At 40.5% G+C, this 15,863-nt stretch carries 13 protein-coding genes; 2 read left to right on the forward strand and 11 right to left on the reverse strand.

Going from position 1 to position 15,863, the window contains the following annotated elements; all coding sequences use genetic code 11:
* Nucleotides 1-29 precede the first annotated feature (29 nt).
* From IGJ00_RS09820 to IGJ00_RS09830, 3 genes are read right to left on the reverse strand one after another with little or no spacing between them, the layout of a single operon-like run.
* Nucleotides 30-1,034: a FecCD family ABC transporter permease gene (locus IGJ00_RS09820; protein ID WP_074800798.1), complete on the reverse strand. Its 1,005-nt coding sequence runs from the start codon at nucleotides 1,032-1,034 to the stop codon at nucleotides 30-32.
* Nucleotides 1,031-2,020, reverse strand: coding sequence for a FecCD family ABC transporter permease (locus IGJ00_RS09825; protein WP_195514505.1), 990 nt, complete (start codon nucleotides 2,018-2,020; stop codon nucleotides 1,031-1,033). The genes IGJ00_RS09820 and IGJ00_RS09825 overlap by 4 nt, the downstream gene beginning before the upstream one ends.
* Nucleotides 2,020-2,820, reverse strand: a complete 801-nt coding sequence (locus tag IGJ00_RS09830) for an ABC transporter ATP-binding protein (protein WP_023519886.1) — start codon at nucleotides 2,818-2,820, stop codon at nucleotides 2,020-2,022. The genes IGJ00_RS09825 and IGJ00_RS09830 overlap by 1 nt, the downstream gene beginning before the upstream one ends.
* A gap of 165 nt (nucleotides 2,821-2,985) precedes the next feature.
* Between IGJ00_RS09830 and IGJ00_RS09835 the strand changes: the two genes are divergently transcribed.
* Nucleotides 2,986-3,942 carry an iron-hydroxamate ABC transporter substrate-binding protein gene (locus IGJ00_RS09835; protein ID WP_438844378.1) on the forward strand — a complete coding sequence of 319 codons (957 nt, stop codon included), beginning with the start codon at nucleotides 2,986-2,988 and terminating at the stop codon, nucleotides 3,940-3,942.
* Between the two features lie 153 nt (nucleotides 3,943-4,095).
* Here the strand turns inward: IGJ00_RS09835 and IGJ00_RS09840 are convergent, their stop codons facing one another.
* The 7 genes from IGJ00_RS09840 to rpmG all read right to left on the reverse strand — a co-directional run bounded on the left by IGJ00_RS09840 (nucleotide 4,096) and on the right by rpmG (nucleotide 12,742).
* Nucleotides 4,096-4,779, reverse strand: a complete 684-nt coding sequence (locus IGJ00_RS09840; RefSeq protein ID WP_074800804.1) for a response regulator transcription factor — start codon at nucleotides 4,777-4,779, stop codon at nucleotides 4,096-4,098.
* Entirely contained in the window at nucleotides 4,757-7,381 is a 2,625-nt protein-coding gene (locus IGJ00_RS09845; protein WP_438844379.1) for a DUF4118 domain-containing protein, read from the reverse strand. Before IGJ00_RS09845 ends, IGJ00_RS09840 begins: the two co-directional genes overlap by 23 nt.
* A 27-nt stretch (nucleotides 7,382-7,408) precedes the next feature.
* Nucleotides 7,409-7,930 (reverse strand): potassium-transporting ATPase subunit C, encoded by a 522-nt coding sequence (locus IGJ00_RS09850; protein ID WP_071868013.1) that lies wholly within the window; start codon nucleotides 7,928-7,930, stop codon nucleotides 7,409-7,411.
* A 36-nt stretch (nucleotides 7,931-7,966) separates the two neighbouring features.
* Nucleotides 7,967-9,997 (reverse strand): potassium-transporting ATPase subunit KdpB, encoded by a 2,031-nt coding sequence (kdpB, locus tag IGJ00_RS09855; protein ID WP_086334832.1) that lies wholly within the window; start codon nucleotides 9,995-9,997, stop codon nucleotides 7,967-7,969.
* Between the two features lie 15 nt (nucleotides 9,998-10,012).
* The gene (gene kdpA, locus IGJ00_RS09860) at nucleotides 10,013-11,689 is read right to left on the reverse strand and encodes a potassium-transporting ATPase subunit KdpA (protein ID WP_438844380.1); all 1,677 of its coding nucleotides are present in this window, start codon (nucleotides 11,687-11,689) and stop codon (nucleotides 10,013-10,015) included.
* A gap of 314 nt (nucleotides 11,690-12,003) precedes the next feature.
* A complete protein-coding gene (locus tag IGJ00_RS09865; protein ID WP_086334834.1) occupies nucleotides 12,004-12,495 on the reverse strand; it encodes a dihydrofolate reductase in 492 nt (163 codons plus the stop codon).
* An 82-nt stretch (nucleotides 12,496-12,577) separates the two neighbouring features.
* Nucleotides 12,578-12,742 (reverse strand): 50S ribosomal protein L33, encoded by a 165-nt coding sequence (gene rpmG, locus IGJ00_RS09870; protein WP_373865805.1) that lies wholly within the window; start codon nucleotides 12,740-12,742, stop codon nucleotides 12,578-12,580.
* Nucleotides 12,743-12,959: 217 nt separating this feature from the next.
* On the opposite strand from rpmG, the gene IGJ00_RS09875 reads away from it, so the two are divergent.
* Complete coding sequence (locus IGJ00_RS09875) at nucleotides 12,960-13,406, forward strand: DUF2188 domain-containing protein (protein WP_010735127.1); 447 nt, start codon at nucleotides 12,960-12,962, stop codon at nucleotides 13,404-13,406.
* A gap of 129 nt (nucleotides 13,407-13,535) precedes the next feature.
* On the opposite strand, the gene asnB is transcribed toward IGJ00_RS09875, so the two are convergent.
* The gene (gene asnB / locus IGJ00_RS09880; protein ID WP_071868009.1) at nucleotides 13,536-15,431 is read right to left on the reverse strand and encodes an asparagine synthase (glutamine-hydrolyzing); all 1,896 of its coding nucleotides are present in this window, start codon (nucleotides 15,429-15,431) and stop codon (nucleotides 13,536-13,538) included.
* Nucleotides 15,432-15,863: the final 432 nt, after the last annotated feature.

A 15,863-nucleotide genomic window follows, 5' to 3' on the forward strand; every position in this document is an offset into this window, starting at 1 on the left:
TTTCCCAATCCCAACATTCTGCTCTTCTCTTATACAGATAGTTGTTTCTTCTGAATGTAAAATAATAAATAAAGAAAATACGGCGCACCCAAGACAGCAATCAGGATTCCTGTTGGTACTTCTCCATCGGGTAAAATGACGCGCGCAAGAATATCAGCAATGTTGACAAATAATCCTCCGAACAAACCACTGAATAGGAGTGCCCATTGATTTTCTTTACGTACAATGATTTTGGCAGCATGCGGTGCGAGTAACCCCACAAAGGACAAGCTACCTGCGACAGCCACACTGCCACAGGCTAAACCAACAGCAAGCAGTAATAAAACTGACTGACTTCGTGACACATTCAGTCCTAAGCTTTGCGCACGTTCTGGTCCAAAGGATAAAAGACCAATCCTGCGACTATAGAAAAACGCTAAAGGGATCAGAATAAGTACCCATGGCAAAAAGGCAGTGACATAAGGCCAACTGGCGCCCCATATCGAACCTGCTAACCAAGCGTTTACAAAGCCATAATTTTCTTTTGATATCTTTATCGTACTTAATAACATTGCCGCAGAAAAGCCGGCATTTACAGCGATACCTGAAAGGAGCAAGCGATTCATCGCCACTTGTCCCGAACGCTGATATGCCACAAAATAGACTAGACATGCAGCAAGCGTGCCGCCTAGAAAGGCAACAAAAAGCAACAAGAAAGGTGACGCATGGCTAGTAAAAAAGCCTAAATATAGCATCACGAAAAAGCCTGCACCGGAATTGATGCCTAAAATACTTGAATCGGCTAATGGGTTTCTAGTTACTCCTTGCAAAAGATAGCCAGCGATTCCTAGACAGGAACCTGCGAATAAACTGATCAATAGGCGTGGCAAGCGAAATTCTGTCAGAACCAATTGTTGGACCTGTGTTCCTCTACCAAGTGCGACATCGATCAATTGGTCAATATAAAGAAACGGTGTACCGATCATTAAACTGATTCCCGCAGTCACAAGCCATAAAAATAGTAACAGGCCAATCCCCCAATATATTTTTTTCACACGCGTTCCCTCCTAACTTGTACTAATAAGAAAGGGACACCGATCAAAGAGATGACTAAGCCAAATGGTGTTTCAAAAGGTGGATTGATCATTCGTGCCACAAAGTCTGCTAACATGACTAAGATTCCCCCAGCGATAAATGAAGCTGGCAAGACATACCGATAATCCGTACCGACAAAGCCACGAACAACAGGTGGAACCATCAAACCAATAAAAGAGACGGGCCCAACTAAAGAAACAGCTAACGCTGCTAAGATCGAAACAAAGATGAAAACCAGTACCCGTGTGCGCTGTGGATGTCCTCCTAAGGCGATCGCATGGGATTCACTCAAATGGATCAAGGAAATCGACTTTCCTAATAGAAAAGAGGCAATAACCGCCAATAAATAGATAGGAGAAAGAACGAGCAACTGTTGCCAAGTAATATTAGCCGCACCGCCAACAAACCAAAAAGTCAAATCTTGTTGTAGATTAAATAACTGGGTCAGTGCTTGGCTGATTGCCGTAAAAAAAGAACTGATCGCCACACCGGCTAAAATCATCTGCATGGTGCTGAGTCCGATTTTTGAAAAACTAAAGAAACCTAGAACCGTCATCGTCACGATCAACGACCCGAGCAATGATAGTAGAAAAATTGAAAACGGCGAAGCTTTAGGTAAAAAAGCAAAGCTAAATGCCATGGCTAACGACGCACCTGCATTGATCCCTAACAATCCTGAATCTGCCAAGTTGTTTCGCGTTACCCCTTGCATCAAAGCGCCACTGAGGGCGAAACAGCTGCCCACGACAAATGCTCCGATGACCCGAGGCAGACGGATATTACGAATGATCTGCTGGGCTTGATCAGTTGGATCGAACTGGAACAACGCCTGCCAGACTTCATTGCCTTTAACTGTAGAAGCACCATTATACAAAGCAAAAAAGAAGACAATGATTGCCAATAACAGAAGCAGCCATAGGGTATTTATTTTTTTCCCTTTCCTCATCATTTTCCCTCCGGTTTCTTGATGAGATCATATGTTAAAAAGACAGGTTTATTTGTTTCAGGTAATTGAACGATTTGTGCTTCGATCTCAAAAATCTCTCTCATCCATTCTTTCGTGATGACTTGTTCTGGGGTCCCATTGACGATTAATCGCCCTTCTTTCATTGCGACTAAATAATCGGAAAAGCGGGAGGCATGATTGATGTCATGGATCGACATCAAAATCGTTGTTTTTTTCATTCGGTTGATTTCTTTCAGCAGATCTAAGATCTCCAGTTGATGCGCAGGATCTAAAAAAGTTGTTGGTTCATCAAGGATCAAGATATCTGCTTCTTGAGCTAACGCCATCGCAATCCAGACTCGTTGGGCTTGACCTCCGGATAAACTCGCTAAGTCTCGATCTTTTAGCGAGATCAGATCCGTCGCTGTCAATGCCCACTCAATGGCCTGCAGATCTTGATCATCCATGCCACTGAATAGTTTTTGATAAGGATATCTACCGTAAGAAACGACTTCTTCGACTGTCATTCCTAATGGGTATTCACTCGTTTGGGCTAGTAAGGCAAGTTTCCGAGCTAGTTCTTTCGAATGATAGGTCGTCAAGTCACGATCGTTGACTAATATTTTACCGTTTTTTACAGGAAGTATGCGGGTAAAGCTTTTTAATAGTGTAGACTTTCCACTGCCGTTCGGGCCAATCAAACTGGTGATTTTCCCTTCTGGTATAGCGACAGACAAATTTTCAATTATCGTTTTGTTGGGGTAACCGGTAGTAATTTCAACTGCATTTAATCTAGACATATACTTCCCCCTCTCATTGAAAATCATTCTCAATTATGACGGTACTTCACAAATTCGTCAAGCACAAATTTCGTCGTTTACGTTAGTAAAAAGAGTTGACAGCGCCCTTTTCTTGGGGAATAATAGCAATTGAGAAACATTCTCAATTACGATCGGAGGAAAGACATGAGACTTAAAAATAAACTATTCACAATCTCTAGCGCATTACTTTTGGTGGGATTACTTAGTGCTTGCTCGCCAGGCTCATCCACAACCGAAGAAACAACTGCATCATCGACTACTGCTGATAATGGTACGCATACCTTGACAGATACATTAGGACATTCAGTTGAAATACCTAACCAACCCAAGCGGATCATCGGCAGTTATTTAGAGGATTATCTTGTTGCGTTAGGTGAAACCCCGGTTGCTCAATGGACAGTCGGCAGTGGTTCGATCCAAGATTATTTACAAGATGATCTGAAAGATGTCCCAACTATCTCCTATGATCTACCCTATGAAAATGTGTTAAGTTTTGAACCTGATTTATTATTGATTTCTTCTTCAGCCACTGTTGAAGGCGGCAAATACGAGCAATATAGTAAAATTGCTCCAACCTATGTTGTTAAAAATGGTACCGATGTTACATGGGAAGAACAGTTGCAAGACATTGGCAAAGTATTGAATAAAGAGGACAAAGCAGAGGAAATCATTCAAGATTATCAAGATTACGCGAAAGAAACACGCGAAGAATTGAGTGATCAGATTGATGGAAAAACAGCGGCTGTCTTATGGATCACGAACAACTCTGCCTTTATGGTCAGCCAGAATCGTTCAAGCGGTCGCATCGTTTATGAAGATCTACAATTCGGTGTACCATCTTTAGTAGAAGAAGTATCAAAGGAGGCAACCTCTGATTGGTCAGCTGTTTCATCAGAAAAATTAGCTGAATTAGACGCAGACTATATCATCTTAGTCAATAGTGATGAACAAGCAGCGATGTTCAACGAGCCCACTTGGCAAAATCTGAAAGCAGTCAAAGCGGGTCAAGTATTCGAATTTGGTCCAACTTCTAGCTGGTTATATAATGGACCAATCGCTAGTCGTCAAATGATCGATGATATCAAAGGCGAGCTAAAGTAAAAGCGTGAAAACCACAATTTGGCTTGAGCTGTAAATAAAAGAAGTGTTCAGTGTGCTAGCTGGTAAACAGCACATCAAAAAACGACAATCACCAAGAGGTAAAATTCTTCGGTGATTGTCGTTTTTTTCGATGTTCAATTTGTTTGTCACTTACTAAGAATTTCGGTAATCACGTAACCGATAGCCAACTCCGATCTCAGTGATTAAATATTCTGGACGAATGGTATTTTTCTCGATTTTTTTCCGAATGTTTGACATATTCACTCGCAACACTTGGGAATCTGTTCCGTAAGGCCCCCAAACTTCTGATGTTAATACGCGATAAGTGACGACCTTCCCAAGGTGTTGGAATAATACGAGCAAAATGCGATATTCATTCTTAGTGAGATGGATCGGTTCTCCTGCTTTGGTTAACAGCTGGCTTTCTGTGTCCAAAGACAATTCCCCATTGGTGATGACTGAAGGTAATTCCTCTTGTTTACGATGACGAAAAGCGGTTCTGATCCTAGCAAGTAATTCATTCATCCCAAAAGGCTTAGTGACGTAATCATCAGCACCGAGATCAAGGGCTTTGACTTTTTCATGCTCGTTGTTTCGCGCAGAGATCACGATCAACGGTGTAGCCAGTCGTTTACGAATGATTTTCAATAATTCGATGCCATCAATATCTGGCAAACCTAAATCGAGCAAAATCAAGTCAAAGGAATCTTCTTGGAACACATGCAAAGCTTCCATGCCAGTTGTGGCAATCGTAACGTGATAATGTTCTTTTGCCAACACGACTTCCATAAAATCAGTGATCGTTGGGTCATCTTCAATCAATAGTACTTTTCTCATGTAACGTCACCTCCTCACTCTTGTTCAAATAGATGCGAACCACTGTTTTCCCTTCTGATACAGCCATCTCTAATTTCCCATTATGGGCATGGATGATGGTTTTGACAATACTTAATCCAATGCCAAGACCATTTTTTGAATCGATTGGTACTTCTTCTTCATTGGATAGATTCATCTGGATTTTTTCATATTGCTTCAATGAGATTTCACCCTCATTTTTTACTTCACAAATGACCTGTTCTCCCTCTTGGAACACGCTGACTTCTACTTGACCTTGTGTTGATCCATGACGAAACGCATTTTCCACCAGATTGAACATCGCTTGCTCAATCAAGATAGGGTCAACTTCGACAAATAAAACCGCTGTCGGTAAATGGACCAATAATTCCTTGTCAGGATAAACTTTTGTGACATGTTCATAGACTGCTTCAATGATTTCCTCAATCGGTTCTGTTGTTTTTTTCACTTGCATTGTGTCCATATTGATCCGTGTGATCGACAACAGATTCTCCACCATGCGAATCAACCATTGGGATTCTGTCTGGATATCGGTCAGCAATTTTTGGCGCGTCGCTTGTTTCAGCTCTTCATCTGTTTGCAAGAGTGTTTCTGCAATCCCATAAATTGCAGTCAATGGCGTACGCAAATCATGGGATATCGCACGTAATAAATTACTGCGAACTTTTTCACGTTCATTTTCTAACTCGATTTGTTCTTTTTCATTCTTAAGCTCTGTTTGCTCTAAGATAACAGCAAGCTGGGTCAACACTAACCGTAAGTAGTTCAATTGACTATCCTCGATCGGAAGCCCGCGACTGCGACGAATCCCTAAAACAGCTAACGTCTTCCCATTTGCGACAATCGGTAAATAAAAACCTTTTGCGCCACTTAATGTATCAGTTCCATAACCTGAATCTTTTTGATTTTTAGCCGTCCAATAAGCCACTGCCGCTTCTTCTGGATGATCGAGTAAAAATGGGGCATCTTTTGGTGTGTATTGACTTTGCTTGATGGCATGTTTATCAAAGAAAATCACTTCCCGATCCAATAGTCTGCCTAAATAAGTGGCAGATAATTCAACGATTTGTTGCTGGTCTTCTGCTAAAACAAATTGCTTGTTCAGTTCATACAGAATTTCCATCTGTTGTTCTTTTTCTCTGGCATGGACAGCCTGTTTTTTCAGACGAACCATCAAATTACTGATCATCAGTGCAACGATCAGCATGATGACTAAAGTAATCGGATAGCCTTGTTTATATACGGTCAAGGAATACAGTGGCTCGACAAAAAACCAGTTGAAAGCCAAGACACTTAAAATAGAAGATAATGCGCTCCAAAAATAGCCAGAGGTCAAACGGGCAACAAGTAAGATAAAGAAAATGTACACCAACATCAAGTTTTGTTCTCCAAAGTGAAGATATTGCATCACTTCAGTCAAGAGCGTTGCTACGAACACACAGATCAATGAAATCGCAAAATCTTTTCCTCCCCCTTCCACTAGTTTCTTGGAATGGGAAAGGATGGTTGAACGTTTTTCTTTATAAGGAATCAAGTGAAGTTCAGTTTCTGGCAATCGTTTGAGCAGTCGTACATCCAGCTCTTCTGAAAACAATCGCTCCGTCCACGGTTTCGCCAAATTTTTACCGATGATCAAATCGGTTGCGCCGACCAGTTTAGCATATTCGACGATCGTTTCAAATGAATGATCCTCCTCGATCACCACGACTTCTGCGCCAAGTTTCTCCGCTAAGTCATTCGTCCCTTGTAAACGATCATCGGAACGAATGTATAGCACGATCCATTCTGCCCCCAAGCCTTGAGCTAACCGAGCAGTCCACCGAATACTTTTCTCAGCCATTTTAGGGAAAGCATCTTGAACGATCGTGATCAATTTACTTTGGACACCATTTGTTTTACCAATCACACGATTGATATGATCCGAAGCCCGTTGGATCGCTAGACCTCGTAACTGTTCCAATTTTTTAGGAATAAAGAAGTGCTGCAAGGCGCGTTTTGCATTTTCATCCGCATAGATTTTCCCTTGCGCTAAACGATCGATCAATTCATCTGGTTCCACATCGATGACCTTCAATGTCGCCTGTTGGAAAAACGTATCCGGAACCGTTTCTTTTACTTCGATCCCAGTCACTTCTTCAACGATATCATTCAAGCTTTCAATATGTTGGACGTTGATCGTCGTATGGACATTGATTCCTGCATTCAATAATTCTTCGATGTCTTGATATCGCTTGCGATTTCTTGATCCTGGCGCATTACTATGGGCTAATTCATCGATCAAAACGATCTCTGGCTGACGTTTGATAATAGCATCGATATTAGGTTCACTCAAAGTCAGCCCCTTATACGTAACTTCTTTTAAAGGAATCTGTGGTAATCCTTCTAATAATTGGTTCGTATCCGGGCGATCATGAGGTTCGATGTAGCCAACCACAATGTCTTTACCTAGTACGCTAAGCTCTTGTGCTTCCGCCAGCATCGCATAAGTCTTGCCGACTCCCGCCGCAAAGCCAAAATAAACCCGTAGACGTCCTCGCCTTTTTTCACGCTGGTGTAACATTTCTGAAACATCCTGTCTTTCCATCTTTGTTTCTCCTAACCCCTCTGCCACCTACATGTTATCAAGTGACAGATTCAATTCAAGCACATTGACAAACATTCGATCTGAAAACCAATCTTTCTGTGCTTTTTCCTGTATTATAGCACGAATTTTGGCAACGTCTTGTCCCCGCTCTTTAGCGATACGAGAGACTTGATTTTCTGCGGCTGCCACACTGATATGCGGATCAACACCGCTTGCAGAGTTTGTGACTAGATCGATTGGGATCTCCGTAGTTTGATTGCTTTGTTGTGCCAATTCTGTTTTATCTTCTACTAATTTCTTTTGCTCCGATGAGGTTGGTGAAAGTTGGGTCACGTCTTGCCCTCTTCCATTAAAATAAGCTGCCTGTTGAAAGGATTGTCCAATCAACGAAGAGCCGACCACCTTCCCTGAAACAACTCTCTGACTACCATTGGCTTGCTGGGCAAAGAAAAGTTGACCGATACCAGTAACAGCGAAGGTGTATAGCCCACCAAGGAGTAGTATGCTGAGGAATAAAAAACTAAGCTGTGCTCTAAGGATATTTTTCATAGGTGAATTCCTTCTTTCTGTAAAATGTCTTTCTTTTTATATCAAGAAAAAGCTCAAAGCGAGATCGATCAGTTTGATGAATATGAATGGGGCAATTAAACCGCCTAATCCATATACCAATAGATTGTGTCGTAAAATTTGACTGGCAGGTTTTTCTGTATACTTGACTCCTTTTAACGCTAAAGGAATCAATGCGACAATAATCACTGCATTATAGATAACAGCCGATAAAATCGCTGTAAGAGGACTACCTAGTGCCATGATATTCAACTGGGCCAATTCGGGATAGATCCCATAAAACAAGACTGGGATCACAGCAAAATATTTTGCGACGTCATTTGCAATACTAAACGTGGTCAAAGCACCTCTAGTCATCAATAATTGTTTACCGATACGTACGACCTTCAATAGCTTCGTTGGACTAGAATCTAAATCGATCATATTGCCCGCTTCTTTTGCTGCTTGTGTCCCTGTATTCATCGCCACTGCCACATCCGCTTGTGCTAATGCTGGCGCATCATTCGTTCCATCCCCTGTCATTGCTACAAGATGGCCTTTTTCTTGATAGTCACGAATAAGATCCATTTTATTTTCAGGTGTTGCTTCTGCAAGAAAGTCGTCGACCCCCGCCTCAGCCGCAATCGCCGCTGCTGTCAAAGGATTGTCTCCTGTGATCATGATAGTTTTGATCCCCATTTTACGCATATCTGCGAAGTTTTCCTGTACACCATTTTTTACAATATCTTTGAGATAAATGACCCCCATCACTTGATCATTTTTTACAACCACCAAAGGAGTTCCGCCAGCTTGGGCAACTTTTGCGACGATTTGATCACATTCTTCTGGATACTGTCCACCACGTGCCTGCACATATTTCTTGATCGTATCTGCGGCACCTTTACGAATCTGATCGCCACGATAATCCATGCCGCTCATGCGGGTTTGCGCACTAAAATCAATGAATTTCACTTCAGATTTTTCAAAAATGCGTTCTCGCAAAGCAAATTTTTCTTTAGCTAAAATGACAATACTGCGGCCTTCTGCCGTCTCATCTGCCAAAGATGAGAGCTGTGCTGCATCAGCTAATTGTTGTTCTGTGACGCCATTGACAGGTAAAAACTCACTTGCCCGACGATTTCCTAAAGTAATCGTTCCTGTTTTATCTAACAGTAATACATCAACATCTCCCGCTGCTTCGATGGCACGACCACTCATTGCGATCACGTTCTCTTTCGTTAACCGACTCATTCCAGCAATCCCGATCGATGAAATCAATGCACCGATCGTCGTTGGCGCTAAACATACGAATAAAGCAATGACAACGATCGTCGCAATCGGCGCCCCTTTACCTGACAGCTGACTACTGAATTCGGTAAAAGGAACTAAACTAACAGAGACCGCTAAAAAGATGATCGTTAACGTGATCAAAAAGATTTGTAACCCGATCTCATTCGGGGTTTTCTTTCGTTGTGTCCCTTCCACCATCGAAATCATTTGATCTAAAAAGGAGTGTCCATTTTCGGATGTCACACGGATCACCAAGTAATCAGAAACCACCGTCGTCCCACCAGTAACGGCACTTCGATCGCCCCCTGATTCACGGATCACTGGTGCTGATTCCCCTGTAATGGCACTTTCATCCACTGAAGCAGCTCCTTCGATTACATCACCATCCGCTGGAATTTGTTGACCCGATACTACGTAAATCAGATCCCCCTTTTTGAGATCAGAAGATTTGATCTCAATAAATTCTTGGTTTTCAATGTCTTCTAAGCGATTGATCTTATAAGTGATCACTTCTTTTTTTGCTTGCTTCAAGCTATTTGCCTGCGCTTTTCCGCGACCTTCTGCCACTGCTTCGGCAAAATTTGCAAACAACAAGGTGATCCATAACAAACAGGTGATCGTTATAGTAAACCATAAAGGCACCGTTGTTTGTTCAAAACAAAGGATCGTCGCTAAGATCGCTCCGATGTAGACCATGAACATCACTGGGTTTTTGATTTGTTGTCTTGGGTCTAATTTGACAAAGGCTTCTTTGATTGCCCATACATAAATAGTTTTCATTTGATTTTGCTCCTTCTAACTTAAGGTAAAATGATCAGCGATCGGACCTAACGCCAACGCTGGTAAAAAGCTCAATGCTCCGACAACAAGGATAACGATCATCAACATGGAGATGAATGTGCCATTCGTTGTTGAAAGTGTTCCATCATTGATCGCGATCGTTTTCTTCCTTCCCATGTTTTCAGCCAAGAACAAAATAGCAACGATCGGAATGTAGCGAGAACACAACATCAAGACACTTCCTAAAAGATTTAGAAACGGTGTATCTGCCGTCACCCCACCAAATGCACTCCCATTATTATTTGCTAGAGAAGTCACATTATAAAGCAACTCACTAAATCCATGAGGCCCTTTATTGGTCAACCAAGTTAAAACATCAGGATGCAGTGAAACTGCCATCGTACCAAACAAAGTCAATAATACAGGCGTCAAAATCACTAAACTAGCCATCTTGATGTCGAAAGCCTCGATTTTCTTGCCTAAATATTCTGGCGTACGTCCAACAAGTAGACCGGCAATAAAAACCGTCAACAGCAGAAATGCCAACATGCCATACAAGCCACTACCCACACCACCAAAGATGATCTCCCCTAATTGCATCAAGAAAAGCGGGATACCACCACCGAGAGGCGTAAAACTGTCCAACATTGCATTGACTGATCCATTCGATGCCGCTGTTGTGCTAACAGCCCATAAACTTGACCAACCTACACCAAAGCGTACTTCTTTTCCTTCCATATTCAGCGAACCCAGTACATCCGTAAAAGCGGGCCCATGATATTCACTAATTGCTACACCTACAAAAGCTGCAAAAAGAAAAACAAACGAAACGATCAAAATCGTTCGACCTTGTTTCCATTCTTTGACCCAATAACCAAACGCAAAAATCAACGCTGTAGGTATCAACAAGATGGCGAGATTCTCGATGAAATTAGAAAAGATCGTCGGATTCTCAAATGGATGAGCGGAATTTGCACCGAAAAATCCACCACCATTGGTTCCTAATTGCTTGATAGCTACTTGACTGGCCACAGGTCCTAGATACAACCATAAAGATTCTCCTGATAGACCAGTGTAAGACAGCCCATGACTAAACGTTTGAACCACGCCTTGGGAAATCAGAAGTACAGCAGTAATCAATGAAAGTGGTAAAAAAATGTAAAGTAAACTACGTACTAGATCTTGCCAAAAATTGCCCAATTGGCTCGATTTCCTTTGGATGATGCCGCGGATCAATGCACAAAGAACTGCTAAACCTACAGCTGCTGACAAGAAATTTTGAACAGTCAAACCAAGCATTTGCGTCGTATTCGAAAGTGTCAATTCTCCCGTGTAAGCTTGCCAGTTGGTATTTGTCACAAAACTAACAGCTGTATTCACGGCTAAATCAAATGACAGATTTTCCACGCCATTATTGCCAGGAAGCCAACCTTGGACCATCAATAATCCCGTTAAAAATAGCAAAGAACAGATCCCAACACCCAACACATGCGCTAAATAGCGCTTCGCCGTCATTTTCTTTTGACTCTCAGGACCAATCAATTGATAAAAAAAGCGTTCGATTGGTTGGATGAAACGTACATATTTTGGTGTTTCCCCTGTCATGATCAACTTAATGTACCACCCAAGAGGTGCGGCTAAAACAAGTAGAATAAAAAAGAAAAACAATCCTTGAAATACTGCACTCATCATTGCTCTTCCCCCTTAAATAAAAACCAGAATAGATAAGCTAACAAAATCATACTGATACAACCTAAAAATAAGACCATTTTCTTCCTCTCCTTTGTTTTCATCATAGACAAAGGACTATAAAGATAGTGTTAATATTCAAGAAATTTCTTTATATGTTCTTTATACAACACAAAAAACAGCTAAATCTTAAGGAGCAACCCTCGCTTGACTTAGCTGTTTCTCAATAAAAAAGACAAAAAAAAGATGCTCCCATGATCTTGAACATCTCCCTTTATTTCTTTCACTCATTCATTTTATACATCAATGATCAGAACTTACTTTCTTACCCATTTTTGGAAGCGATGCGCATAATGGTTTTCTTGATCCGTGATACCGATATGTTCTTCTGCTAGTTCAAAATCACTAAAGTCGATCTCTCCAATATACGTATCTCCATCAAACTCACCATCGATCAGTGTTCGCCAAATAATCCCAGTCTGGGGCAATAATTCTTGAAAGATCCGACTTCCACCAGAAACATAAATATCTTCTGAAACAGTCTCAGCAAAAGCCAATAATTCATCGATCGAATGCATGACTTCTGCATTTTCTTTGACCTCAAAATCTTCTTGGGTAGTCAACACGATGATGTGGCGATAAGGAAGAGATAGGTCGCCCATGCCTTCGTATGTTTTACGCCCCATCACTAATAAACGATCCACCGTATGTTCTCTGAAAAAACGCATATCATTTGGCAAACGCCAAGGCAATAACCCATCTTTACCGATCAATCCATTCTTGTCTTGGGCCCACATGGAAATAAACATTTTGACTCGCTCCTTTCATCTACTACTTGATTATACTAAAAATAAAAAAGCTTGGGTACAGACCCAAACTTTTTTAGACATATTATTTTGTTTCGCGGTGCAAAGTAACTTTACGTTCGCGTGGGCAATATTTTTGCTTTTCCAAACGATCAGGATTGTTACGTTTGTTTTTGTTAGTTAGGTAGTTACGTTCTTTACAAGAAGTACACTCTAAAGTAATGTTTACGCGCATGATTTTCCCTCCCATTTATACTAGAATCCTCTAAGATGACTCTCAGACTTGATTATCTTACCATGATTTTTATCAGATTGCTAGCCTTTTTGACGATTTTGTTAAGTAGTTCTACTTGACGAGCAAAAAACAAGCTCAGGAAAAATTGAAACAGATGATTTTTCTTTTTACCAAGTTGAGATTACACTTGTTATAGTAGTAAAATCAATTATTCTTTTAGGAGGAGTTAACTATGCCTTGGAATATGAAAGATTTCCCACCAGCCATGAAGAACTTGGAAGAGTTGACCAAAAAGAAAGCAATCGATATCGGCAATGCGCTTTTAGATGAAGGTTATCCTGATGATCGAGCAATCCCGATCGCAATCAGTCAAGCGAAAGAATGGGTGGAAAGTGCAGATGAGAAAGAGAAGAAAGCTTTCTCAAAAGAGAAAAATCCACAAAAAAATGACAAGCATGATAGCAATCCGCGAGCAGCTAAATTATTAGACGCCACAGTCGAAGTCAAATTCGAAGAAGATCATTGGATCGTTCGCTCTAAAGGCGCTGAAAAAGCAAGCAATCACTTCGATCATAAAGAAGATGCCATTGAAAAAGGAAAAGAAGTAGCTCGTAATAAAGAAACATCCTTAATGATCTATAAAAAAGATGGCACATTCGAGCGAGAAGTCCATTACTGATTGTATATTATCGTCCCTTTGAATAAAAAATCAACTCATTCCGATTTACGGCAAAAAAAAACGAAGAGTCTACCCATTATGGATCGGCACTCTTCGTTTTTGCGTTCAATAGAAACATCGTTGGATCGTCTAAACTGTTACATATTGGATCGGTTCAGCTTGAGGAATCGTTTCATCCACAAAATAAACTTTGTACCACGTCAAGAAACTGAAAATCGTCCAAATCTTACGTTGTTCTTCACTTCTACCTTCATGATGGTCATCAAGTAATTGGATGATTTTCGCTTGATCAAAGAACTCTTTCGCAAAATCAGCTTCAAATAATTCTTTTACTTGGTGATAGCCATGTTCTTCTTTCAGCCAAGCTTTGATCGGTACAGGGAAACCAAGTTTTACACGATTTGACCATTCTTCAGGCAGATGCTTGTTCGCAGCTTGTCTAAAGACATCTTTCGTATTGTTTTGATTCAATAAATACTTACTTGGGATTTGTTGCGCTAATTTCATTACTTCGATATCAAGAAGTGGTACCCGCACTTCCAGTGAACTTGCCATTGAAAGTTTATCGGCTTTTAACAAAATATCTTTTGGCATCCATTGGTGTAAGTCAACATATTGCATCTTGTTGATCTCGTCTTGGATTCCTTCAGTTTTCGCATAATGTTCTGCCATGATTTCTTTGACTGTTGGGGCTTGTTGAAATTCTGGCGTCAACAGGTTGGCCGCTTCGTTTTCTTCAAAGATCCGTGCATGTCCGATAAAATATTCTTTGGCAGGCGCTAATGATTCATATAAATGGATCCTACCATGGAAATTACGCATCTTACCGATTTTTCTACCTAAGTTATAGCGAGTGCCTTTCGGTAATTTTTTCAATCCTTGAGCAATCACTCGGATAAATTTTGAATTTGTGTGGAAGCCATATGATTGATAGCCAGCAAATAATTCATCTGCCCCTTCGCCAGATTGAACGACTCGTACACTTTGTGCCGCAAGATTCGCTAAGAAATACAACGGTACACAAGATGGATTAGAATCTGGTTCATCTAAATGATATTGAATCAAAGGGAAAGCCTTAAAGGACATGTCTCCATCAATGACAGCTGCGGTGTTATCCAAGTCAAGCATTTCTGTTAATTTACGTGCCTCGATTGCTTCATTATAAGTTTTATCATCAAAGCCTATTGAGAATGAATGGTCTGGTTTCAAAACAGAAGTCACATAACTTGAATCGACCCCACTTGATAAGAACGAGCCAACTTCCACATCACTGATCGTGTGTGCTTCGATCGATGCTTTCACTGTGTCATCAATTTGATCGATCCATTCTTGACGGCTTTGTGTGCCTTTTTCTTCAAAGTTCGCATCCCAATACTGTTGGATATCCATGTGGCCATCTTTGTAAGTGAAATAATGACCTTCTGGTAAACGATAGACGCCTTTAAAGAACGTTTCTCCATTTAAAGGAGAATATTGGAACGTCATATATGGTTTCAATGCTTCCCGATTCAATTCTTTATTGAAATCTGGATGTGGTAAAAAACTCTTGATTTCAGAACCAAACATCAAAGTTCCGTTCATTTCAGCATAGTAATACGGTTTGATCCCAAAATGGTCTCTTGCACCGAATAATTCTTTTTTCTCATTATCCCAAATCGCAAAAGCAAACATCCCACGTACTTTTTGCAATAACTCAGTTCCCCATTCTTCATAGCCATGTAATAAAACTTCTGTATCTGCATGAGTTTTGAAAATATGACCTGCATCGATCAATTCTTTTCTAAGTGGTTGATAGTTGTAGATTTCTCCATTAAAAATAATGATTTTTGTTTGGTCTTCATTGTAAATGGGCTGTGTGCCCCCTTCTAAGTCAATAATACTTAGACGTCTAAAACCCAAAGCCACATCACGATCAATGTATTCACCTGAACTATTCGGTCCGCGGTGAATGATGCGATCCATCATGTCATTGATGATTGCTTTTTTATTATCTTTGTTATTAACAAATCCTACGATTCCGCACATTTATTTCACATCCTACTAAAATTACTATTCCATTATTATGTCCACATGAATCTTATCACAGGAAGGCATTCAGAATGAATGATTTTCACTCTTACAATTTCGTCACATGAAAACAAATAAAATGAAAAATCTCTATCTTTAAAAAAAGTAGACTCAACAATTAATTTAACATGTTTTATCCTAGGAAGCTACTGGATTCTCCTATAGTTTACAAATATTTCATGTTATTCATAAATAGGGAGATTTTTGTAGACATATATCTTCAAAATAACAAGCGATTTCATTTTTTATTTCAATCTAAAATCTTCGTTGTTTGCGCTTTGATAGGATACCTTTTATCCATCACTGTCTTTTACGTCGGCATGTAAGAAAATCATCATGCGAGAAAAAAAGTACGTTATTCTGTTTGGTAGAAGTGAGAATTACTCAGCA

Source organism: Enterococcus sp. AZ062 (assembly GCF_051715065.1).
GTDB classification, from domain to species: Bacteria; Bacillota; Bacilli; order Lactobacillales; family Enterococcaceae; genus Enterococcus_B; species Enterococcus_B mundtii.